This window comes from Idiomarina fontislapidosi, assembly GCF_003226255.1.
GTDB classification, from domain to species: Bacteria; Pseudomonadota; Gammaproteobacteria; order Enterobacterales; family Alteromonadaceae; genus Idiomarina; species Idiomarina fontislapidosi.
This window is the reverse complement of the sequence record NZ_QJST01000002.1, coordinates 1-22,163: the sequence shown is the minus strand read 5'-3', so window position 1 is coordinate 22,163 and position 22,163 is coordinate 1. Positions and strand designations below refer to the sequence as shown.

20 protein-coding genes are annotated in these 22,163 nt (G+C 46.2%); 7 read left to right on the top strand and 13 right to left on the bottom strand.

What is annotated here, in order from left to right:
• Window positions 1-80: 80 nt before the first annotated feature.
• Window positions 81-1,775, top strand: coding sequence for an alkaline phosphatase D family protein (locus DFP83_RS02705; RefSeq protein WP_110572934.1), 1,695 nt, complete (start codon window positions 81-83; stop codon window positions 1,773-1,775).
• 69 nt (window positions 1,776-1,844) lie between these two features.
• Here the strand turns inward: DFP83_RS02705 and DFP83_RS02700 are convergent, their stop codons facing one another.
• From DFP83_RS02700 to DFP83_RS02650, 11 genes are all read right to left on the bottom strand, one after another.
• Window positions 1,845-4,196 (bottom strand): TonB-dependent receptor, encoded by a 2,352-nt coding sequence (locus tag DFP83_RS02700; RefSeq protein WP_110572931.1) that lies wholly within the window; start codon window positions 4,194-4,196, stop codon window positions 1,845-1,847.
• A gap of 124 nt (window positions 4,197-4,320) precedes the next feature.
• Entirely contained in the window at window positions 4,321-6,672 is a 2,352-nt protein-coding gene (locus DFP83_RS02695; RefSeq protein WP_110572929.1) for an ABC transporter permease family protein, read from the bottom strand.
• On the bottom strand, window positions 6,662-7,342 hold the full coding sequence (locus DFP83_RS02690; protein ID WP_110572927.1) for an ABC transporter ATP-binding protein: 681 nt from the start codon (window positions 7,340-7,342) through the stop codon (window positions 6,662-6,664). Before DFP83_RS02690 ends, DFP83_RS02695 begins: the two co-directional genes overlap by 11 nt.
• Window positions 7,335-8,597, bottom strand: coding sequence for an efflux RND transporter periplasmic adaptor subunit (locus DFP83_RS02685; RefSeq protein WP_110572924.1), 1,263 nt, complete (start codon window positions 8,595-8,597; stop codon window positions 7,335-7,337). Before DFP83_RS02685 ends, DFP83_RS02690 begins: the two co-directional genes overlap by 8 nt.
• A gap of 11 nt (window positions 8,598-8,608) precedes the next feature.
• Window positions 8,609-9,121 (bottom strand): hypothetical protein, encoded by a 513-nt coding sequence (locus DFP83_RS02680; RefSeq protein WP_110572922.1) that lies wholly within the window; start codon window positions 9,119-9,121, stop codon window positions 8,609-8,611.
• A gap of 227 nt (window positions 9,122-9,348) precedes the next feature.
• Window positions 9,349-9,633, bottom strand: coding sequence for a hypothetical protein (locus DFP83_RS02675; protein ID WP_110572920.1), 285 nt, complete (start codon window positions 9,631-9,633; stop codon window positions 9,349-9,351).
• 277 nt (window positions 9,634-9,910) lie between these two features.
• A complete protein-coding gene (locus DFP83_RS02670; protein WP_110572918.1) occupies window positions 9,911-11,050 on the bottom strand; it encodes a serine hydrolase domain-containing protein in 1,140 nt (379 codons plus the stop codon).
• Between the two features lie 297 nt (window positions 11,051-11,347).
• A complete protein-coding gene (locus DFP83_RS02665; protein ID WP_110572916.1) occupies window positions 11,348-11,665 on the bottom strand; it encodes a hypothetical protein in 318 nt (105 codons plus the stop codon).
• Between the two features lie 28 nt (window positions 11,666-11,693).
• Window positions 11,694-12,149, bottom strand: a complete 456-nt coding sequence (locus DFP83_RS02660) for a GNAT family N-acetyltransferase (RefSeq protein WP_110572914.1) — start codon at window positions 12,147-12,149, stop codon at window positions 11,694-11,696.
• Between the two features lie 90 nt (window positions 12,150-12,239).
• Entirely contained in the window at window positions 12,240-12,896 is a 657-nt protein-coding gene (locus DFP83_RS02655) for a Bax inhibitor-1 family protein (RefSeq protein ID WP_110572912.1), read from the bottom strand.
• A gap of 32 nt (window positions 12,897-12,928) precedes the next feature.
• The gene (locus DFP83_RS02650) at window positions 12,929-14,623 is read right to left on the bottom strand and encodes a class I SAM-dependent methyltransferase (protein WP_110572910.1); all 1,695 of its coding nucleotides are present in this window, start codon (window positions 14,621-14,623) and stop codon (window positions 12,929-12,931) included.
• A 204-nt stretch (window positions 14,624-14,827) separates the two neighbouring features.
• On the opposite strand from DFP83_RS02650, the gene DFP83_RS02645 reads away from it, so the two are divergent.
• On the top strand, window positions 14,828-15,535 hold the full coding sequence (locus DFP83_RS02645) for a HipA family kinase (protein WP_181416356.1): 708 nt from the start codon (window positions 14,828-14,830) through the stop codon (window positions 15,533-15,535).
• Entirely contained in the window at window positions 15,532-16,332 is an 801-nt protein-coding gene (locus tag DFP83_RS02640; protein ID WP_110572908.1) for a DUF3037 domain-containing protein, read from the top strand. The genes DFP83_RS02645 and DFP83_RS02640 overlap by 4 nt, the downstream gene beginning before the upstream one ends.
• A 30-nt stretch (window positions 16,333-16,362) precedes the next feature.
• Here the strand turns inward: DFP83_RS02640 and DFP83_RS02635 are convergent, their stop codons facing one another.
• Window positions 16,363-17,118, bottom strand: a complete 756-nt coding sequence (locus DFP83_RS02635; protein WP_126753142.1) for a hypothetical protein — start codon at window positions 17,116-17,118, stop codon at window positions 16,363-16,365.
• A 106-nt stretch (window positions 17,119-17,224) separates the two neighbouring features.
• Here DFP83_RS02635 and DFP83_RS02630 point away from each other — a divergent pair, with 106 nt between their 5' ends.
• The 3 genes from DFP83_RS02630 to DFP83_RS02620 all read left to right on the top strand — a co-directional run bounded on the left by DFP83_RS02630 (window position 17,225) and on the right by DFP83_RS02620 (window position 19,254).
• Window positions 17,225-18,136, top strand: a complete 912-nt coding sequence (locus tag DFP83_RS02630; protein WP_110572904.1) for a pirin family protein — start codon at window positions 17,225-17,227, stop codon at window positions 18,134-18,136.
• 123 nt (window positions 18,137-18,259) lie between these two features.
• The gene (locus DFP83_RS02625) at window positions 18,260-18,511 is read left to right on the top strand and encodes a Kelch repeat-containing protein (RefSeq protein WP_110572902.1); all 252 of its coding nucleotides are present in this window, start codon (window positions 18,260-18,262) and stop codon (window positions 18,509-18,511) included.
• A 68-nt stretch (window positions 18,512-18,579) separates the two neighbouring features.
• The gene (locus DFP83_RS02620) at window positions 18,580-19,254 is read left to right on the top strand and encodes an FAD-binding oxidoreductase (RefSeq protein WP_110572900.1); all 675 of its coding nucleotides are present in this window, start codon (window positions 18,580-18,582) and stop codon (window positions 19,252-19,254) included.
• A 159-nt stretch (window positions 19,255-19,413) separates the two neighbouring features.
• Here DFP83_RS02620 and DFP83_RS02615 read toward each other — a convergent pair whose 3' ends face one another.
• Window positions 19,414-21,258, bottom strand: coding sequence for a hypothetical protein (locus DFP83_RS02615; protein WP_110572898.1), 1,845 nt, complete (start codon window positions 21,256-21,258; stop codon window positions 19,414-19,416).
• A 543-nt stretch (window positions 21,259-21,801) separates the two neighbouring features.
• Here DFP83_RS02615 and DFP83_RS02605 point away from each other — a divergent pair.
• Window positions 21,802-22,163: helix-turn-helix domain-containing protein (locus DFP83_RS02605; RefSeq protein WP_146228802.1), on the top strand; the 362-nt coding region annotated here is incomplete at its 3' end.

Below are 22,163 nucleotides of genomic sequence, written 5' to 3'. Positions count from 1 at the left end.
TCACACGTCGTTAATCTGTCACCGCATTGTCACACTGCCTCGCTAATCTGCTATCACGCAGAAAAAAGGGAGAGTTTGCAATGCTTGATATCAATCGTCGACGCTTTTTAAAAGTGGTCGCCTCGGCAGGAGCCGCCGTAACCGTATCCACTGCATTAGGTGGTTGTTCATCGCTCGTGCGTGCCGATAACGCGGACGCCGTTGACTTCACCCACGGTGTGGCGAGTGGTGACCCAACTACAAACGCACTGATGCTATGGACCCGTGCTGTTCCGAAAGCAAGCGCTAAGCCTGTTATCACCGTCGGTTGGGAAGTCGCGCGTGATCCGAGTTTTAGCGACATTATTCGTAGCGGTACCGCAACGACCTCTGCTCGCCGCGACTATACCGTGAAGGTCGATGTCCAGCAGTTACCCGCTGGCATGGCACTGTATTACCGCTTTGTTGGCAATGGTCAATACTCAGCCATCGGCGAAGGCGTCACCTTACCTAAACAAGGCATTGATGCCATTCGTCTAGGGGTGTTTTCTTGCTCCAACTATCCGGCTGGCTTTTTTAACCCCTATCATCACGCAAGCCAAGATGACACAATCGATTTTGTGTTGCATTTAGGCGACTACATCTACGAATACGGCGCAGGTGGTTATGGCTACGATGATGCCGAGCGCATTGGTCGCACCTTCCCGGATAACAACAATAAAGAAATCATCTCGCTTGATGATTATCGTCGACGCTACGCACTGTATCGAACAGATGAGGGCTTGCAGGCACTGCATGCCGCCAAACCGTTTATCGTGGTGTGGGATGATCACGAGATCACCAACGATACCTACACCGACGGTGCACAAAATCACCAACCCGAAACCGAAGGTGATTTTTATCAACGCCGTGCGGCAGCCATTCAAGCCTATTATGAGTGGATGCCGATTCGCCCGCCACAAGGTGATGCTAGCCTACAAATTTACCGTTCGTTTGAGCTCGGTGACCTCGCCAATCTGATCATGTTAGACACCCGCATTATTGGTCGTGATAAGCAGTTATCGTACGCCGACTTTACCGACGCAAGCACCGGCGAGTTCGATAGCCAAGGTTTTCAGGCGGCCATGCAAAGCGATCGCAGTATCTTAGGTAAAAAACAACTGCAATGGTTGGTCAATCAGTTGGCGCAATCAAATGCGCACTGGCAGATCCTCGGGCAGCAACTGTTGATGGCACGCATGAACTTCCCCGCTGCCATTATTGGTTCGAAAGATCGCTCCACCATCGCCAATAAACTGCTCAATGCCGCCCAGCTAAAGCAAGCGCGTGCCAACGGCCAACAACTCACTGAGCAACAGCAACGCTACATTGACACCGTCACGCCATATAACCTCGATGCGTGGGATGGCTATGCAATGGAGCGCGAAGTGTTGTTTCAGCAGGTAAAACAAATGGGCAAAAAGATCGTCGTCTTAGCAGGCGATACGCATAATGCCTGGCACAACCACCTCACGACGCATACCGGTGAGCAGGTCGGCGTGGAGTTTGGTACCAGTTCAGTATCATCGCCCGGAATGGAAACTTATCTTGGTCTTGATGACGCCACCGCAAAAAAATTGGCGCAGGCATTGCCGACTGTTATCAATGATCTGCAATACACCAACTTGCATGAGCGCGGCTATATGGTCACTCAGATCAGTAAAGATGCCATTGATAACGAATGGCGATTCGTTGATACCATTAAATCAAAAGATTATCAGCTAAGCGGGACACACCGAGCGCAATTCCGCGGTTAGTCACGCAGCTCAAAAAGAAAAAGCCGGTAAGCGCTTCCATGCACGCACCGGCTTTTTTGTTTGTCATGCTTACCATTCGAAACGCTGACGAAACTCGAGGTAAACTAAGCGGCTGGGTCCAGCAATAAACGTCGGATTACCGAAGCTACCGCCCGTGTTGCCGGCATCAACAAGATACTCTTTATCAAGTAAGTTGCTGCCCTTCAGTACTAAGCTCCAACCCGCCTGTTCGTCGTACAAGCCAACGCTGCCATTTAATAGAGTGACGGCGTCTTCCTTAATTGGAATACCAGCAATCGGCGCGTTCGCAGGCTCAAAGAAAATCTCAGAGCGGTAAGTCGCAACTAAAGAGCTACGCAACATCAAACCATCGCTCACCATCATATCGTTCATCAGACCTAAGCTGGATGTCCACTCGGGTTGTAATCTAAATCGGTTGCCCGCTAACTGCCCGTTATTCGCATCGTCATCAATCTGCGCATCCAAATAGGCGACATGACCAAAGAGCTCGAGCTGATTAGAGAGGTACGCGGTAAATTCAGTTTCAACACCCCAGTTGGTCGCATCACCTGCATTATCGGTATAAAAGTTACCGGCTTCATCCTGCAAGGTAACCTGAAAATCTGAATAGTCCTGATAAAAGATCGAGGCGCTGTAGTTAACTGCATCGGCCCAGTTACCTTTGATACCAGTCTCGTAGTTCCAAATCGTCTCAGCGGGTATCTCGGACGAATCGGCAACCACCTCGCCCTGCTCGTTAAGTGTTGAACTCACATCCACGACAAACGAACGTTGGCCTTTAGATGCGGTCGCGAACCAATTGGTATCGTTATTGAGAGCGTACAACACATTGAATCGCGGGAGTAACGCACTGTCGTCACCCGAGTCACTCAATACCGCACCTCCGGCAGAAACCGTCGGTAGCAAGGGTTGTGTAGGCTGCCCCAGTAAGGTCAGTAATTGGCTATTGGGCATGACGGCCGCAAAGCCGCTTTCGCGTGACTCATCAATATATCGCAGGCCACCCGAAACAGTGAGTTCGTCGCTGATATCATAAGTTACATCAAAGAAAGCCGACCAAGAACGGTTATCACCCATATTGGTGTAGCTGCCTTGGTACGCAATTTCATTGAGTGCTCCGCCGGTTAGTACCGGTGTAAGCAAATTGACGCTACCGTCTTCATTAATACACGGCAGCCCAGTACCTAACGCACCCAAACAGTTAAAGTAGATCGATTCCTCGGTGCTAAATGGCACACGTTGAGAGCCTTCTTCGCTGAAATAGTTAGCGCCCCAAAGAATAAACGCGTTATCCAATGTATGGCTAAAGCGTAGTTCTTGGCTCCACTGCTCGCCTTGCGCATCTTCAGCAAACTCCAAGAACCACGCTTGAGTGCCATCTGCATCAAAAATTTCTAACGAATCAAATTCACGATAACCGGTGACCGATGTAAAGGTGGTGCTTTCATTTAAACGCCAGTCTACTGTTAAGTTGAAGTCATCAATGGTGCGATCAAGACCCAACTTAGGCGCACCGAGTGCATCCTCCGAGTAAGGTGAGCCAGTCATTTCAACAAAGCTATAGGGGCTGGTATCACCACCGGTTGGCGCATAAATACCGTTTTTAAACGCAGTACCCGTGTCATCGTTCTTTTCGTAGCTGTAGATAAAGTCGGCAGTGACCGCATCGCTTGGTGTATAACGTAACGAAAGGCGCGCGCCCGTACGTTCAATACCATTCATATCATCTTGCTCAGGTGCGATGTTATCAATGTAGCCATCACGCTCACGATAACTGAATGCTAAGCGCCCTTTCAGATCATCGCCCGCCAAGTTAATAAAACCGTCCGCACGACGCTGCGATAAGTTGCCTGCGCCCAATGCCAACTCGGCATTATCAAAATCATCTGGCTTGCGGGTAATCACACTAATGGCACCCACCGCTGCTGCGGTACCAAATAAAGTCGCCTGAGGTCCTTTAACCACTTCTACACGCTCAATATCAAACAGCTCAAAATAAGAGCCACGTGAACGCGACACATCAACGCCGTTGTAGTAAATCGAAACACGCGGAGAAATTTGTGACGAGCCGCTATCGGAGGTAATCCCGCGGATCACAAAGCCCGGGTTGTTAGGACTTTGCTCCTGAATCACCAAGCCTGGCGTGAGATTCGAGATCATATCCAACTCACTCAAACCGAGCTCTTCTAAGCGCTTACCATCAAACGCCGAAATGCTCGCAGGCACATCCACTATCGACTGCGTGCGTTTTTGCGCAGTGACTTCAATTCGTTCGAGTTTATCTTGGGCATTGTCTCGTTGTTCGTCTTGGGCATAACTCAGCGCCGGCAACGAAGCCAAAACGGGTAACGCCAAAACCAATGCGCGCGTAATCACGTTGCGTGTAAAAGTGTATTTCATATCCAATCATCCGTTTGAAAAGTCTGCGCAGAAGATAGGTGGCTTTGATGACAATTCAGGTGCGGATAAATGACAGAATGCTGAAATTATTGTGTCAAGGAGGCGCTGTAGCTAAGACGAGTGGCTACTCTTGCTTTATTAAGTCAATCACTTGGCTACGAGTGAGTTTAAGTAATGGCAATACAACGGCACTGAGGGTAATTAATCCAACCAAGACTAGTGCGATTAAGTTGATAGCACTCGCTAAGTTAACGTGGTGCAAGTAGCCCAAGTGAACTAGCAGCATGTAACCTGCGAACGTCACGATAACAGCGGCACCAAAGCCCATGGCGATTGGCTTGCATGCTTTAATCAGCAGTGCGTTAAACGGCGCACCAATGGCAATTAAAACACCATAATCGGCTTTTTCTAGCTGGAGTCGCGAGCGCACTTGATACCCCAGCGTTAAGGCTATACCGAACAAGGTAATAATCACCACCGAAATAGAAAAATAAAAAAGCTGCTGCGCGCGCGCCTCTTGCGCATCAATAACCGCTTTAAGCGTGGATGATGATGTGATCTGCGCATCAACCAAATGGGTATCGAGATAATTCTGTAAGGCACCCGAGCTCGACACATCCATCCGTTCGTCAAGGTACAGCGTGTAGGATTGAGGTGTTGAGAACACGGTACTCAACGGTAAATACAATGTGGGCTGATCGCGCTTAAACCGTCCTCCATGGGGAATATCATCGACGACACCGAAAATACGATGCGAGCCGAGAATCTTGCCAAGATACAACGGCGTTGCGCGTATATTAAATCGGTTTTCAGCCAAAAACTGTTGTGCCGTTCGGTTAATCACCACCCCACTCTTCCAGTCTCGCGTATCGGCTGAAACTTGCGCCGAGAGTTGGTTAAAATAATTCTGCGAGACATAGTGCACTTCGAACTCGCGCTCAAAACCCAATTCACGTGCGCCGACACTGAGCGTTTGCGGTTTATCAAACGGGGCGACTGATAACGCCAACGCATTGTTGGTATCATCGTTGCGAACATCCTCGATGGATTCAATCGGCAAACGACCACCATGATGATTAATCACCACCTGTTGCACTGAGGTATTAAAATTAAACGGCGCAAACAGTGCGAGTTGTTGTTTGCTGATTTGAATCGCGGCAATCGTGGCAATAATGGCAATAGAGAGCTGAAAAATAAGACTGCCTTGCCCCACCAACAATTGTTTGTAGCCCCGATTAGTCCCCATAACGCGACTGAATAATGTCTTTTTACGCAAGCTCATTAACGGAAAAATAATCGCAGTTGCGTAAATCAGCGTGATAAACACCAAACTGAGTGCCCAATAATAGGGATACTTTCCGTCTAAACTAAAAAGGTCGAGTCGTGTAACGTGAACGTTCATACTTATGAAATGGCTCGCCAACACATTCAGACCCAATGATATCAACGCGATAATACCCATTTTAATGACCGACGCGACAATAACGGGACGCACCAAATCAATAGGTTGTGCGCCTATGGTTTGTAACACACGATACTCGTCGGCCAGTAATAAATTACGATTCGAAAAACTCATAAACGCGTTTAAAGAAAAAATGCTCACCAATGCAATAACCAATAAAACACTAAAGGTCCAAAGCTGTTTAAGCATTGTCGCCGACTTCTGATCGAGCATAATGCCGTTAAAAATGTTCAGTTCACCGCCATGACTTTCAACTTGCATACCTTGAACCGAAAAATCATTGTTGCGCATTTCCTGCGAGAGGCGTTCGACATCAATTGGACGACGCGTCTTAAAAAATCCGTAATACTCCGGCACTGAACGCAAAAATCGGTCGATCATCAGCGTACTGCTTGGCGCAAAGGGGGTGACATAACGTAAGTAATCGGCAGGCAATAAGATGTCTGGTGACCACGGACCGATGCGATTAAATTGCTGAGGTAAAACACCACGAATCGGCACGCTGTTGGACAGCTTTTCATGCGTTAAATATTTGCCAACCACCTCTGGATCGCTATTAAACGCCTCTCGCCAGTAACGCTGTGTCAACCACACGCCAGTCGAACGCTTGTCGGTCGCTGGGAACTCAAGCTGCAACAAGTCAACAAGGTGAGGTTCGAATACTAATGCAAGCGGTTGGTAAAGAGCGTAATCATTGGATCGAAAGTCAAACGTGCGTGTGCGCAGCCAAGCAACATCGGTGACATAGGGTAAATCCTTTAATGACGCTATGGTTTGCTGACTTACGCCCGCTTGCCGACCATCATCATACACCGATGAAAGGGTGTAAAAGTCGGCTTCACTGCCGACCCAATCGGGGTTCTCAAAAAACAACACGTCGCCCAAACGCAGAACCATAGCAAACACAAAGCTAATGAGGCTGAAACCAACAATGAGGATTAACACTTTACCGCGCTGACCCGCCCAGCGGTTCCATTCGCAGAGTAAGTCAAACAGTAGCCGACTACTCACCATGCGCGATGGTTCCGTCTTTTAAACGAATTTGCGTATCACACTTCGCCGCGACCTTATCATCGTGAGTCACGATAATTACGGTCGTGCCCGCTTGAGCCAACGACATGAGTAACTCAGAAATCATATTCCCTGTTTTCGAGTCAAGGTTACCGGTCGGCTCGTCGGCGAGCACCAAACTGGGTTGATTCGCCAAAGCGCGTGCTATTGCAACGCGTTGTTGCTGCCCCCCTGATAGCTGACTCGGCTTTGCGTCCAGCTTATCTTTTAACCCAACACTGTCTAACACCGCCAATGCGCGTTGGTGATATGCCCGTTTGTCGATCTCGCGGTTGTAGCGCATCGGCAACACGACATTATGAAGCACACTTAAGTGACTGATTAAATTGAAATTCTGAAAAACCCAGCCAATCTCACGGTTTCTAAGGTGTGCGAGCTGTTGATTATCCAATGCTGCCGCATTGGTATCGCTTATTGTGTAGGTGCCTTTATAGCCTCTATCCAACAAGCCTAAGATCGATAAAAGCGTTGATTTACCGCTACCCGAGGGCCCAACAATCGCCAGTGTTTCGCCCTCACTGACCGAGAAACTCACATTGCTTAGCGCCATGACCTGTTGCGTGCCATCACTAAATGCCCGTGTAACCTTGTCTAGCTTAAGCAATTCAGCCATGTTCTAACTCGCTCATAGGTATTTCTGTTGCAGACTGATACGCTTCAGGCACATTGATCAGCACACGATCGCCCGCTTTAAGACCACTCAACACCTCAATGTATTGGTTGCCCATCAGCCCGAGCCGCACCTGCTGCCGCACGTAGCGATTATCACGTAGTACAAACACATCGAGCATCGAGTGATTGCGCGTGACCGCCTCAAAGATAGGTAAACGAGTCACTCCTGTGAGTTGTTGCGTTGCTATCTCAGCCGAAATATCTAAGTTCGGCCGTGCCGATTCGGGCAACGCCTCACTGAACTTAACCTCAAGGCGAACCTGATTATTCTCGGCACTGGGATAAACCCTAAGTACTTCGCCATTGACCACAGTATCGCGAATATTAACCGTGACGTGCTGAGATGGCACAACCTGATTAGCGTCTTGCGCCGAGATCAGCAAATCGGCATATAAATGAGACGGTTCCGTTACCTGTGCGAGTGTCTGCCCGCGCTCAATCGAGCTACCGACCTCTAAGCTCGTACCCAACTCATTAAGAATGCCAGCCCGCTTGGCAGTCACATTAAGTTGTTGAATATCATACCGAACCATTTCCAGCTCTTTTTCTGCCTCTTTGAGCTGATATTGAGCCGCCTTTAACTCAGCCTGCTTAGACTTCTCAAAAGCATCTAGCTTACGTTGCTGCAACTGATGCTTTAACTTAGTTTGCTCTAAGCTGGTCTCTGAGCGCATGTAATCAAGCTTGGCGACGATCGCCTCTTCGAGCAAAAAGGCTTTCGTCTCTAACTCCTTCTGTGCAAAGGTGATTTCGCTTTCCATTAGCGCCAGATCGTTCTCGAGCGTAATGCGACGCTCATACAATTGAGCCTCGGTGGACTCTAAATTTGCCTGAGCACGAAGAACCGCCAGTTCAGCCGTATCAAGCTGCCGCATTAACGACGGATTGCGCAGCGTGATAATTAGCTCAGACTGCTCAATATGTTCGCCAGGGTACTGATGAATCGTTTCAATCGTGCCACTCACCTCTGCAATAACCGTACTGCTATTTCTTGGGCGCAACCGACCATATGCCGCAACCGAGCGTTTAACGGCACCCGTATCCACCTCAAGTTGACTTGGATTCAGCACCGAATTTTGACTTAACGACGCAACCGCACTGCTGAGCCCCCAAAATACAAGTGCAAGCGCGGAGCAAGACACGGCGATAATAAGCCACTTTTGCAGTTTCGATTTTCGCGAAGGTATGGTTAGCATAACGTCAGCACTTATTGGTTGTAGCCAGTTAAGGAAGTCACGACTTTATACTTCTCGAACTTATTAATCTTGGATAAACCGGCTAGGCGCGCCTTATAAGCCGATTTGAGATCGTCAGATAGCATATGTATGACCGAGCTGCCATCTTGAGCAACCGCCAAATCAAAAAATAGAATGACCTTGGTGTTTTCAGGAATGCGCTTGTCGTAACTTAATACCTGACTCAGCGCCTTGGGGGATACCTCAATTGAGCAACCGTGTTCCATAAACAGATCCGCATCTGCAGGCAGTACCTCTTTAACCTCAGCCTTACTGATGAAGCGTGCGGACCCACTGTCGTAAATAAACGCTGCATTTTGATAAAACTCGCAGCCATTTTCTAAAAAAAACGCCTCGACCCTATCAAACCTATCAGCGTGTATTTCGATCCACCCCTCACGCTGTTGCGCAGATGCATGTGTAAAGAAGAAAGTAGAGACCATAAGCAGTGCAGGCAGGCTACCCCATACTTTTTTCTTATTCATTTTTGAGTTCCTTGTTTTAGGTATCACATGCTGTTTATCAGGATTTTGATCAGCAAATTAGTAATACCAATAACAAACATGAAAATCAAATTTAGATATGACACATGTGATAGGAGCGCTGCCCACAATAAACAACAACGCCTTAAGAGCTTCCAGTAGAGTCGCGCTTATTTGGCAGAAATGAGTTTAAGCTGTATGGCTGGTTAGCTTGAGTGAGTTGTTAGGGGTTACAGCCACTGGAATATAAATCCAGCAGTGGCAAGTGCAATCCCAACGTAAGAAAGGTACTTTGACCAGAGTACAGCATGAGTGCTAGTCGATGCTTTCTTGACGCCATCAATGCTGGGATAAAAATAGGCAAAAGGTGCCATGAGCAAGAAACCAAGTCCCTTTAATAAGTCTTCAGTGTGGAATGAGTATTTGTATAAATAATCTACTATGCCAACTATCCCCAAAAGCGCGAACACAATGGCTAAAAAATAACTATGCTTTTCTAAAGCTGTTTTTGTCATAAAACCCTCCATGTAGATGTTTGTGTGCCTTTAGTACGGTTGTAAATAGTACGGTTGTAAACTCCTTTGTTGCACACAACCTACGGAAAATACTTAACTTTTTCATTAAGGAATCGACATTAAACGACTTAAATACACAATACAACAGAAAGGCTAGAAGTATAGTGTTCGCCATTAGAAATATTAACAAGCCCAAGGAGCCGTTCATCGCTCAAACCCGCCGTTCTTCAAATCCGCTCTTCAAGGTCTCCAATATCGCTGATTGCGATTATTTATCCTACTCCCAACACTTGTAGCCGCCGCTCGGAATGGAGGAGTCAACAGCGTTAGCTGCTTGCCACGCTAGCGAGAGAGGATTCATTGCATTTGGTGTATCTTCACGATTAGTCAGCACGATAACCGACAGTCCAGTGTCGACATCTCTAATATAAGCCGTACCGGAATAACCACCATGATTAAGGATACGGCGCCCATTCACGATCTGAGCTTGCCAGCCACGGGCGTAACCCCAAGTGTCGCATTGTCGGCCAGTATCGAACGAACGTTGAATCTGCCATGTTGCTTCCAGCGCGTTCTGATTTATATGCTTCGGGTTTGAAAGTTCCGCTTCCCAACGACTCAAGTCTTCAAGTGAGGACATCACACCAAAATGCGACGTCAAAGAGAACTGCCAAACTCGTCGATTTCGTTGTAGCTCACCGTTATTCCAAGCATAGCCCTTTGCCAAGTGCGGTACAATCTTCCGCTGATCTAAGAAGTGTGTCTGTTCCATACCCAGGGGGCGAAAGAAATTTTCCTGCATGTAGTTTGCATACGATTGCTCAGTCACCTCTTCAATAATGATACCCAGCAAAAAGTATCCCTGGTCAGAATAGTTCCAATCGGTACCTGGCTCAGCGAGCATAGACGTGTTTTTTGCTGACGTCAGCATGTCGTCACGCGAGTACTCGAGGAGGAGTACATCGTTCACCGTCCGTTCGAATCGATGGGTAAGTCCGGCTGTGTGGCTCAAAAGCTGGGCTACGGTAATCTTGTCCCAAGCTGAGGGCGCGTCGTCAATCCACTCGACGAGTCGGTCGTCAAGGCTCAAACGCTCTTCCTCCACCAATGTCATCACCGCTAAGGCAGTCATCTGTTTAGTTAAAGATGCAATCTCGAAAACAGTTTGTGTGGTTACGGGTATTTCATGACTGAGGTTTGCCATGCCGTGGGTGCTTATATGCACAGTCTGACCTGCGCGCATTACGGTGACTGCTACTCCAGGGAAATGTCCCTCTTCCATCAGATTATTGATCCTCGTGTCGACCCGCTCGATGTGAGGCAATTGAGAAATGTCTTTAGCATCTACTCCATCCACCAAGGTAATGAAAAAGGTGAATGCAAAGGCAGCATGCCAAATCGCTACTCTGAATGTCATCGGCGAGTCTCCATAGTCAACATAATTCCAGGTAATGGACTAATAATAGTGAGATAGCGATAAGAATGCTTTTCAAGTTCGCTGCTAAAGAGGTTATTAAATCATTCCAATCACTTTATTTCTACCTTTGGCGTAGCCCCCAATAAAGGCATGTTTTAGGCATTGTCCGTTCCTCTCTCATAGCTGACCTACAGCTCATTGCCAACACCGGACGTTTACGTTTGAACAATGCATCAGAGCTTATTCCATTCGTTTGACTAAGGAAGTTTATCAAGCGCTTTTTCACTGGCGAAGAAACTAGTAAGTCCGTTCAAGTCTTACTTTCCCTAGCAAACTGACATAGCTAATAAGCGCCGCTACGATCAGCCAGAACAATACAATAGCCGACCAAACAATCGGCGATGCTTGGCTGACACCAAACTTTCCCCAAGTGAGCTGGCTGGAGTCAAATAACGAGCCAATGCCTAGGTACTGAAGTGGAATATTTGCCCATAGCAATGCCGAAAAAATAAAGGGGAAAATATCGAGTTTAGCTAACAGCATGAGTTTTAAAAATAGCGGTGGCAGATTTAAAACAATACCTATTTTTATCGTTCTTAGAAGAAAATGTTTCACGCATCTATCCTTTCAACATTTGGACTGTTCACAACACTCGCTGCATAAAATAACTGCTTGGATCGAGCTTGTAGCTGCCAAACGGTCCTGTCTCTGTAAAGCCGAATTTGGCGTAGAGGTTTCGAGCAGGTAAGAAATAATCTTGTGTACCTGTTTCTAAACCAATGGTCTTGTAACTGTTTTGTTTTGCGAAGTCGAGTACATGCGCTAACAGCTTGGATGCTACCCCTTTGTTTCGGTGTGTCGAAACGGTGCGCATCGACTTTATTTCTGCTGAATCTTGGTTTAAACGCTTAATTGCAATACACCCGGCGAGTTGTTGATTCTCGCGTGCACTAAAAAACGTGATATCGGGTGCTTTTAATTCATGAATTTTAAGTGCATGCACGCTTTCAGCTGGCGAAGTGGCGTACATATCTCTTAAATGTTCCTCAAGCAATGCGATCACTTTGCCATCGCTTAAGTCGTCTAGTCTTACTTCCACGATTTATAATTCCTTATTCACCGATCGCTGTTGCTTAGGTTATTAAGTAACGTGCATCGTTACCAACGGCTTTTGAAGTGAAGGTCCCCCTTACTTCCGCCCCAGTATGCGTAAAATACGCAGGAACAAATTAATAATATCCATATAAAGCGCCGCTGCGCTATCAATCGCGTTGTCGACGGTTTTAGGTATCTGGCACGCCCTGCCCCAGTCGTAGCCAATGTAGCCGCAGAATATTAGTGCAACGACCCAATCAAGCACTTCGTGGTGCACGCCAAATATAAACACTTCGATAAGCTCTACGACAATCACAAGCAAGAGCGCTACGGTGAGTGCACCGGAAATCTTTTTGAAGAAGACAGGAAACAACGCGCCCAAGCACATCATGCCTATAGTGACCATACCCGTTACTCGGATGGCTTCAGCCACGACGTCGGGATCATGTTGACTCACAACAAGGTTAACGATTAAGCCAAAAGGAACAACCACAAAGTTATAGCCAATAAAGCTCACCAATGGTTTTCTTGATTTGTTAAACAAGTAAACGCCATAAAAGCACGACGCAAAGTAACCTAGAAAAAACAGCCATGGGTTAATATTAGAAATCGATTCTGTTTCGATATGGGTCACTATCCACCAGTTTATGATGAAGCCCCAGCATAGCGTTAAACCGATAATTAAATGGTATCTAGCGTCACTGATAATAGGACAAGTCGTGCTTTTTCTATCAAATACATCACTTTCCATGTAACTTCCTGCTGTTATTAACTAAATTCACTTCACCACTCCGCTAATTGCTGGATATCTTTAATTCTATCCCGCTGTAGCGCCAACGCTTCAAATACATCATCAAAGCTTTGGTTGTGGTGGCTTAAATTGGGCAGCGCCAGGTTGGCTTGAGTAAAAAATTCACTTTTATTTATCTGCCAGCCCTGCTGCCACCACGTCAGAATCAATTCTCTTGCGGTGCTCAATCGTTCGCGACTGGGTAACCTATCTAATTTCTCTAAGTTGACTTTGGCTTGGCTGGGCAACAGGTTCCAAAGGTCATTATTGGGCCACCGGGCAAAGGGAAACGCATGATCAACAGCATAGCGGTTAGGCTTAATCGGTCTACCGGTCCAACAACAATGCACCTTATCCTCTGCCAGCAATGTGTTGATGCGTTGACGCACCCGTGTTGTGGTTCGTGTGTCGTCTTTCCAATCGAGCGCTACTAAATAATCGCTTCGGTTAAATGCCTTTTGCTTATTCGGCGCATAACTTGCCATGAGCGCCGCCCATTCATTCACCAGCGCAGGTTCAATCCAAACGCTAAAACGCGTTAATGAATCCCAAATGTGCTTGGGCACATAAAAGGTACCCAACGCACTTAAAAATGGTAAGTCTAAGGTGAGGTTTCGCTTTGGCTTTTGCGTGCGATTCAGCTCAACTGCAAACACAGCATTACCCGAGCCCGGGATGGTGATGTATTTGGCGGGCATGTTTTTAATCGTTGAAGCAATATCTTTTAAGGCTCGGTACAGCGGCTGCACAATATCCTCATCGCGATACTGAGCGCCAATACTAAAATCCTCTGCACTGCGGTCGCTGAGTAATTGCCAGCCGTGGGGTTTCACAAAGCCAAGCCCTTTACCGCTATTAGTGCTTTGATGCATGCCATAATGATCGACTAAGGGCTTGTACAGTTTTAGCCAATACAATGCCACCAATCCCACAGGGAGTGCGATGTGGTCGTCTGTTTGCTCCAACACAGCGCCCGGATGACCTTCGGCAATGCGGAGCAAGCTGCGCAACAACGCAACTTTATACGTTGATGTTTTATTGTCATTCACAACGATATTGCGGAGTAGCGGAAACGCCCCCGTGCCGTCATCTGGCAGCGTCAGCATGACCGTCTGCCAACTCACATCATCGCGACCTAACTCATCGGTTTGTTGCTCAGGGGTCAGTAATTCAAAGGTTAGGCCGTAATGACTCGCCAGTTGCGCCAGCTCGTCCGCCGAAACAGGGTACATCGTACGCTCATCGTGACAGGCACCGTGACGCAGCGAGATCACCAACCTACCATTGGGCTTTAATAAGCTACTTAATTTGCGCAGGCTGCGCTCGCGAGTCGATGATGGGATATGCATCCACACCGCACTGAGTAGGATCAGGTCAAATTTGGTTTGCAGCGCAAAGACTTTAGTTAAATCGGGCAGGCTGTCGGCTATCCAACGTACGGCACTATTGACGGTATATTGCTGCGCGACTTCGCGGATCCCGTGCGCGGGCTCTACCGCGACGACATTTAAGCCGCGTGCAGCCAAATAGCGCGCATCACGCCCTGAGCCCGCCCCTACATCAAGCACCATGCCCTGCTCTGGCAACGCATGTAGCCAGCCTTTATGGACCGACTCAAACGGCACGCGATTATAATTATCAGCTAGTGACTCGGCATATTTTGAATAGTATGCGATGTTTTCGGACATGGTTTGCCAGTTTCAAGCAGCGCTAACATTTTTGCAAACATATCTAAAATAAGAAGACACTGTATTGCTTTACGCTATCATTTTTACGCTAGGATGATTTATTTCTGTATTAAAGTAAAGCTAACAAAGAAAAGCCGAATTAGTTTGTTATTCATATAATTAAGGGGTACGGTAAAATCCGTTACTGGAGAAAAACGACTGTCTATGATTGAAATAACTGACATTCTAAGACCCATCGAACAAGGTGCAACAAACCCTTTCCTTTGCTTAGCAGATGATGGGAAGAGCTACGTAGTAAAAGGTCAGGCTACCACGAATCGACAGCTGATTGCTGAGTTCATCAGTGCCCACCTTGCTAGACTATTTGGGCTACCCGTACCTCAATTTGAGACTGCTTATATCGATCACCTTCTTCTCAGATACAATGATGCTGCTAGCAACTCTCTTGGCGAGGGAGTCGCATTTGCATCAGAATTCATTGAAGGGTTACAACCCATTACGTACCAGTTACTTACCAATCAAGGAAAGTCATTGGCTTCAGAATTATTTATCTTCGACCTATGGGTCCGTAATGAAGATCGAACCCTGTCAGCTATAGGTGGCAACCCAAACCTTTTCTACCAACCTGCAGAAACCAAATTTTGGGCGTTGGATCATAATTTGGCCTTTGATATGAATTTCAAACTAGATGAGTTTAAAAGCTCTCATTTGGGTTCAGACGCTTGGATTGAGCAACGTAACCTGCCTTCAAAAGACTATTTTCAATCAAAAGCTGATTCTTGCATCGATAAAATCGACCAAATATTTAAGGAAGTCCCAAAAGACTGGGAACCAAGTGATGACTACTTTAGTCAAATTCGGTTAATATTGGATCAAATATTTGAAGATAGCTTCTGGAGGCAGATAACATGAAAACACTATGTATGTACGCTACTGTGCGTTTCATGCCGTTTGCAGAGACTCAGGAGTTTGCGAATATCGGTATAGTAGTGTGTGCACCTGATAAGGGTAAAATAGAGTTTAAACTTGCTAGAAAACGGTTTGCTCGAATAAACCAATTTTTTGATGACCTTGACGGTCGTCTATTTGGTAAAGCAATTGAGATGGTCAACGCAGAATTAAACCGTTTAAAGCAGTTCGCTTATGAAAATCCAGGTAAAAGAACAGCCGATCTATTTGATGAACTAACTCGCCACCGCGAAGGCGTGGTTTACTTTGGTAAAGTAAGTACAGCTATAGTCAACAATGTTGATGAGAAGCTGAATAACCTTTTTGAACATTATGTTGAACGTCGTTTCTTAACTGAACAGTATCGCGAAACCGTGTTGGAGCGAAATATTCGAACATTGTTCAAAACCAAGAATATTTCTGGTTTCGGACAAAAAGAGCTAAACACTAATCTAGGCTCTTTCCGATTACCTTTCGTTCGAAAAACCAACAAAGGTTTAGAGGCTATCAAGCCAATTGCGTTTGAACGTAAAACCCCCTTGGCGGCTTATGAGCATACCAAACAGTGGGTCGACAGACTTACGCGTTTAAACAACGAAGGTATAATAATTAGTAATTGCATGCTTTTAGCTGTAGAGAAACCAACTAAAAACGAATTTTATACAGCCTATACCGATGCGATCAATGCCGCAAAAATGCATAAACTATTGGTAGCAAACGTCAATGATGAAAATGCTATTCTAACTTTTGCGCAAAGTTAAATCATAAACGCAGGCTGACTCGTAAAAAGGTCAGCCTCGTTTTTGTGAGGTCAACAAATACGGCGTAAACAATAATAATGCGACAATGCTGACAAATAAACCCGAATGTGAACTTGTTGTTAAACCCGTCAGCAAGCCGTAATACGCCACATCAAATAGTAGATAACTAGCAAAAAGCGTTTTAAACCAAGGGCTATTACGCCAAACACCGATAATCAGTGCCAACTGCAGCGGGATAAACAAGATGAGTTTCCAACTCCACGTCGCGATAAATATGCTAGACAGGTTGTTTGCCTGCTCGCGCAAGGGCCCTAACAACGCCTCTTGGTAGTTCCGCGCGTATTGAAGGTCGAACATTATCCAGTAGAAAAAGGCAACGGTGTACGCAATGTTCAACAGTAAATACAGCGAGACCGACTTTTTAGGAGCAGTCGACTTTGCCGACTTAGCCTGTGTTTCGACCGCTGCGCGCGTTGCCAACACGACTACAGCGACTAAGTACAGGATCTCGGTCGCAATATACAGGCTACCAGCAAAAATACCGGCGTTTTCTTCTCGCGCAAATGAGTAATACGACCCCGAAATATCATCCGTTAAACCAGCTAAATGCAGTAAACTACTGAACATGAGCTCAACGGTATACAAAAACTCTGCTGTCCATTGCATGGGGTAAACGAGCCAATCGGCGGCGTATATCGATGCACCTGCACCTATCGCGACAGCTAAACCCAACAAAGCAAACATACCGAGCGGCGGAATAAGGCGACCTGAAAGGGTCATGTGCATAGCAATCATTTTTGAATATCTTTTAAGTTATTGTTTTGGCGAACTATACAGAGATCGGTTAGGTTTAACAAATTGACTTAATACCGCGCGTAACATTGGAGCCATTATGAGCAATCTAGCCAAATCTTTAGAGGGTGAGTGTAAAGCGATATCGGGGTGTGAGGCGTTAAAACGCATTATCGATCCGCGGGGACGTGATATCGGTGGGTTTGAAGTGAAGCGTATTTTGCCGTCGCGCGGCATGAAGTCAGTGGGACCATGGGTGTTTTTTGATCATATGGGGCCTGCGGACTTTGCCAAGGATGAAGGCATCGACGTGCGCCCTCACCCACATATTGGTTTGGCAACGGTTACTTACTTGTTTGAAGGCGAGTTGCAGCACAAGGATTCACTCGGCACCGATGTCACAGTTAAGCCCGGTGACATCAACTTGATGGTAGCAGGTCATGGCATCGTGCATTCGGAGCGCCAACCGCCGGAAGTCAAACAACAGCCCCACCGCGCGCACGGGTTGCAACTATGGCTCGCGCTGCCCGAGGCCGACGAACAATGCGATCCCAGCTTTCACCACTACGACGAAGCCGAACTCCCCTCAGCAGATATCACAGGCGGCAATGCGAAAATATTGATCGGTGAAGCCTATGGCAAGACCTCACCGGTCAAGACATTCTCAAACACACTCTATATCGAGGTTAATTTAGCAGCGGGCGAAACCTTCGCTTTACCCAAAGCACAAGAGCTTGCGGTCTACGTTGTTAAAGGCTCAGTACAAGTGAATAAAGCTGAACTCGCTGAACACCATATGGGTGTATTTGGTGATACGACGGGTGTCGCGCTCACGACGCTGGCTGACAGCCACCTTGTACTCGTTGGCGGCGACGCAATTGGCACACGGTATATGTATTGGAACTTTGTGGCGAGTAACAAAGAACTGCTTGAAGCAGCCAAAGAACGTTGGCAGCAACAGGCGTTCCCAAAAATCCCCGGCGATGCCGAGGATTTTGTGCCTTTGCCTTGAAATCGATGACATGGTAAATCTAACCGGAGGAACGGCGTCTGCAACGATGTACAAGTATGGCCAAAAGCGGCATGCTACAACTTAAGCAAAGACAGTTGGTACTTTTTAACTGACCTTCCCGATGTGACGAGCGCTCATCCTGTCGTGAACTACCAAGGTGACCTGTATAGCTTTGGCGATTACGAGGCGTTGAGTCGTGCACTCAAATATGACAGCACTAACCAAACGTGGACACCGACGAATTTGCCCTATATCGGACGACGTCACACTGCCGCCGTAGTATTTAACGACAGCATTTATGTGATTGGCGGCAACACAGGTAGCCGAGGTCCGTTTCTAGACACAGTACAAGTGTTTGATATGGCGGTTGAGTAATTTTGATCTTTTTCATGGTTTATCTCGTGTACAAATAATAGACACTTATAAAAAGATTGAGGTAAACCATGAGCCATACATTAAAAGTAAACGATGTTACCGAAGTCACTCACAACGTGAGACGGATTCGATTAGAAAAGCCGGACGATTATAATTTCACCCCGGGACAAGCTACCGAGGTCGCGATCGATAAAGAAGGTTGGCGCGATGAGAAACGCCCGTTTACTTTCACGTCGCTCAACAGCGATCCGTGGCTCGAGTTTGTGATTAAGGTGTATCCCGATCATGATGGCGTCACAGAACAAATTGGTCAGTTGCAAAAAGGCGATTCGCTAATTATCGAAGACCCTTGGGGTGCCATCGAATACAAAGGCGAAGGTACATTTATCGCAGGTGGCGCAGGTGTCACGCCATTTATCGCTATTTTTCGCGATTTGGCACGCAAAGGTGAAATTGGCAATAACCGACTCATCTTCTCGAATAGCGGTGAAAAAGACATTATTTTGAAAGAGGAATTCGAGCAAATACTCGGTGATCAATTCATCAATGTCATCACGCACGAAAAACCAAACGGCGATCACCTGTTTATCGATGGACACATCGATAAAGCCTTTCTAAACGAGCATATCAACCACTTTAACCAGCACTTTTACGTCTGCGGCCCCGATGCATTCAACAACGGCATAATGGACGCATTAAAAGAGCTAGGCGCCGATCCCGATGGCTTGGTGTTTGAGGAATAACTTGCTTCTTTGGCCGTAACTTGCGGCTTTCCCCTGTAAATTTCGCCCTCGACCCGTAACTTGCGCCTTTGGCGCAAGTCCACAATCGATTCACAACTTAAGATTAAGTGCTACCAAAGTTATCGCCATTATCAATGGCTCGATTTATCAGCCTTTTGGCTAAATATTTTTTGCTATCAAGTCTGCTTTTAATAGCCCGCCTTTAGTAAATAGCTTGGCAGAAAACTTAGGGTTACGGCGCGATTTATGCGCTTCCAGTATTTTCTTTAGTCCCGAAGCTTCCAGAAGAGAAATGTTGACCTCTGTATCCATTTCAGCTGATTCAACAAAGTCATTCGAGAAACTAGGTGCAACAATAAGCACTTGGGCAACGCGTTTGCCCACCGCTTCACAGCGTGAAACATAGGCCTTTACTTGCCTCGAGGTTGTTGAGTATTTAGCAAAATCCCCTTTTTTAGAAGTTTTCGCTTCACCAATGATAATATCGTCCTCGCTGAGCGATAACAAAATATCAGCCTTGTCCTTCGCAGTATTAATGTCTCGTCGCAGATCCTCATCAACGACTAACCCTAACTCTTCGAATATAGCCTTTGTGACTTCTTCGAACTTAACACCAATATCTGCCTCTGCAATTTCTATATTTTTTTGCTTTAACTCAGCTAGATCTCTTCGGGCAAGAGCCTCATAGTTCTCGACTAACTTATCCGTTGCATCTGCGAAACTCTCTAAGATAACCTGCCTTGCGTCACCTCGGCGACTAATGCACATTTCCGACTTCAGTGCCTTAATTTGATCGTTAGATAGCATAAACAGAATATCGTAAGGCGTTATTGCTAAAGCTCTGAGCTTCTCAACATCAATTTCTTGGTTAGGCTCTAGCTCGAACTCAGTTTTTAACATCGCCGGCAGCTTTGGCATATGTTGACTGAGCGTAGCAAAAAGTGACTTATAACCCGTCGCGGACAGAATATTAAACTCATGCTCCGCTGATGAGTTTAATGACTGGATAATAAGACTACACCGCTCTTCTAGCGTAGAACCCAACTTATTTACAGCAAGTTGCAAGTCATCAATCAGTAGCTTCAGACGATCTTTTCTTTCTGGGAGAGCCGTCTGCTCATTATGCATGTCCTTGCATAAAATATCGCTGACGGATAAGCCCATTTTGAAAACCGTATCTATTTTGTCTTCACGGTCGACGCCACGAATCCGTTTATCATGGTTCTTTAAAACATTTGAAAGTTCAGCATCTGAAAAGGTTCTTAAAATTCTGAGTAGATGCTTGTCAGCCAGTTCCTTGGACTGAATACGGTGCAACAAGGCAACAATTTCGTCAGGGACATAGACCGTTTGATGCTTCTTCGAAACAAAAACAATACCGATTTCTCGTAGCTGGTTTAAGCATTCTGCTACGCCAGTTTTTGGTATTGGATCGATCAAATGCTCAATAGCAACGCGGTTATCAGCTGTAACATCAAGCTTATGAGCAAGTACGTTTAAAATCCCGCGTTCTTCATCGGTGATTTTCCCCTCTCTATTCACCCTCTCGTCATTGTGAAGCGCTTCGTATAAACACGCATGATATATTGCAAGGCGTTTAGGTTCATCATACGCATCTGATTTGTCAGTGCTTGTAAAAAACGTCTGCAGCTCTTTTGCTTGTGCATCAATTTGTTTCCATTCTCGAGCGTATAATTGTTCAATCCAAGATACACGAGCTACACAATTTCCATCTCTGCTCAGAATATTTACTAAAAGTGCGGCCTGTGCTCCACTGAGTGCCAGTTGTGACTTTACTTCTTTCTGATAAAGCGGCAGTGCTAGCTTAAATAACTGAGTTACCTCGCCACTCGATGCGTTCTTAATTTGACCGTCAAGATTCTTAAATTGCTTTGCGAGCTCTTTATCGTGCGCACTCGCCTCCGAACAAATACGATCTAGGAAGTTAATAAACTTGGATTTCTCAAATTGATTGACTGTCGAGAGAACGTTAGAGAGTTTCATTTAATGCCATTCCATGGTTAGTGGAATTTTTATACAAATAAACTAACCTACTCGCATATTTTTGCAACCTCTTGACCAAATTAGCTGGTTGCCATTTGAAAAAAGTGGCCACCCCTTAATATTAAGGGTAGCCTTATTGTTTAACTTATTGGATAATTTCAATTATTTCTCCAGTCTGGAGATCGGCTTTAGCATGAATTGTTTGTTTCACAATACCACCAAACGCATTAGCTCCTCGAAACTCGGTTACCAATGCGACGTGTGAGTCTTCTCCATCTTTAACTACACTGTATCTCGTCTGAACGTGTTCATAAGAACCTGAATCATTCATATTATTTTTTATAAGCTGCTCGAGCTCTCGGTGTGAACCGTCATACAGAGAAAATTGAGACTCTAGTTTTTGGTAGTCAACATAGTAGCGTATAAAGGATTTCCTGAATTCAGATAATAACCGCAACACTCATGTAATGGGATAGGTCGGAAGGAGGTCAGCTACCCACATGTGGTAGTCTTACTTTTCGACCAAAAAAAGTGAGCTCTAACATGAGTTATCGGCAGCTGACCGAGGGACAACGATACCAGATTTCTGCGTTGCTCTCAGAAGAATTTTCACAACGAGAGATTGCAAGAAAGCTGAATATTGCGCCCTCGACCGTCCATCGAGAGTTGCGACGTAACAACTGTTTATGTGGGTCTTATGACCCTCAACTGGCTCAAGAGCGCACGCTAAAACGGCGTTTAAAGCCAAAGCCCAAAAGGGTTTGCGAGAATACGCGAAACGCTGTAGAGCTGATGCTCGAGATGGACTGGAGCCCGGAGCAAATATCGGCTATCTGCACCCGAATAGGCTATCCAGTCAGTCACGAGTGGATTTACAATTATGTATTGGCTGACTTTTATGGCGG

What these genes read in the sequence shown, in the direction of transcription:
- DFP83_RS02705 (WP_110572934.1), top strand. Translation starts at nt 81, where the DNA reads ATGCTTGATATCAATCGTCGACGCTTTTTAAAAGTGGTCGCCTCGGCA.
- DFP83_RS02700 (WP_110572931.1), bottom strand. Translation starts at nt 4,196, where the DNA reads ATGAAATACACTTTTACACGCAACGTGATTACGCGCGCATTGGTTTTG.
- DFP83_RS02695 (WP_110572929.1), bottom strand. Translation starts at nt 6,672, where the DNA reads ATGGTGAGTAGTCGGCTACTGTTTGACTTACTCTGCGAATGGAACCGC.
- DFP83_RS02690 (WP_110572927.1), bottom strand. Translation starts at nt 7,342, where the DNA reads ATGGCTGAATTGCTTAAGCTAGACAAGGTTACACGGGCATTTAGTGAT.
- DFP83_RS02685 (WP_110572924.1), bottom strand. Translation starts at nt 8,597, where the DNA reads ATGCTAACCATACCTTCGCGAAAATCGAAACTGCAAAAGTGGCTTATT.
- DFP83_RS02680 (WP_110572922.1), bottom strand. Translation starts at nt 9,121, where the DNA reads ATGAATAAGAAAAAAGTATGGGGTAGCCTGCCTGCACTGCTTATGGTC.
- DFP83_RS02675 (WP_110572920.1), bottom strand. Translation starts at nt 9,633, where the DNA reads ATGACAAAAACAGCTTTAGAAAAGCATAGTTATTTTTTAGCCATTGTG.
- DFP83_RS02670 (WP_110572918.1), bottom strand. Translation starts at nt 11,050, where the DNA reads ATGACATTCAGAGTAGCGATTTGGCATGCTGCCTTTGCATTCACCTTT.
- DFP83_RS02655 (WP_110572912.1), bottom strand. Translation starts at nt 12,896, where the DNA reads ATGGAAAGTGATGTATTTGATAGAAAAAGCACGACTTGTCCTATTATC.
- DFP83_RS02650 (WP_110572910.1), bottom strand. Translation starts at nt 14,623, where the DNA reads ATGTCCGAAAACATCGCATACTATTCAAAATATGCCGAGTCACTAGCT.
- DFP83_RS02645 (WP_181416356.1), top strand. Translation starts at nt 14,828, where the DNA reads ATGATTGAAATAACTGACATTCTAAGACCCATCGAACAAGGTGCAACA.
- DFP83_RS02640 (WP_110572908.1), top strand. Translation starts at nt 15,532, where the DNA reads ATGAAAACACTATGTATGTACGCTACTGTGCGTTTCATGCCGTTTGCA.
- DFP83_RS02635 (WP_126753142.1), bottom strand. Translation starts at nt 17,118, where the DNA reads ATGCACATGACCCTTTCAGGTCGCCTTATTCCGCCGCTCGGTATGTTT.
- DFP83_RS02630 (WP_110572904.1), top strand. Translation starts at nt 17,225, where the DNA reads ATGAGCAATCTAGCCAAATCTTTAGAGGGTGAGTGTAAAGCGATATCG.
- DFP83_RS02620 (WP_110572900.1), top strand. Translation starts at nt 18,580, where the DNA reads ATGAGCCATACATTAAAAGTAAACGATGTTACCGAAGTCACTCACAAC.
- DFP83_RS02615 (WP_110572898.1), bottom strand. Translation starts at nt 21,258, where the DNA reads ATGAAACTCTCTAACGTTCTCTCGACAGTCAATCAATTTGAGAAATCC.